General features: G+C 70.1%; 1 protein-coding gene. It reads right to left on the reverse strand.

Going from position 1 to position 515, the window contains the following annotated elements; translation table 11 throughout:
- Positions 1–76 precede the first annotated feature (76 nt).
- A partial coding sequence (locus AC5P09_RS52130) for a putative PEP-binding protein (RefSeq protein WP_493880654.1) occupies positions 77–515 on the reverse strand: 439 nt, incomplete at its 5' end.

A 515-nucleotide genomic window follows, 5' to 3' on the forward strand; every position in this document is an offset into this window, starting at 1 on the left:
GCCCATCGGTGAGGGTCGGTCGGGGACGGTCGGCGGTTCCGGGGTTCAGTGGCCGTGAGGCCAGTGCCCGCAAGCCCTACCGGTGATCACTCCCCGCCGACTGCGAAGCCGCCCGCCCCGCCTCCAGCCGCGCCACCGGGATCCGGAACGGCGAGCAGGAGACGTAGTCGAGGCCCACCTCGTGGAAGAAGTGGACGGACTCGGGGTCGCCGCCGTGCTCGCCGCAGACGCCGAGCTTCAGGTCGGGGCGCGTCGCGCGGCCCGCCTCCGCGGCCAGCTTCACCAGCGAGCCCACGCCGTCCTTGTCGATCGTCTCGAAGGGGGAGACTCCGAAGATGCCCTTCTCCAGGTACGCCGTGAAGAACGAAGCCTCCACGTCGTCCCGGCTGAAGCCCCACACCGTCTGGGTCAGGTCGTTCGTGCCGAAGGAGAAGAACTCCGCGGCCTCGGCGATCTGACCGGCGGTCAGAGCGGCGCGCGGCAGTTCGATCATCGTGCCGATCGCCAGCTTCAGT

This window comes from Streptomyces sp. a15, assembly GCF_059026085.1.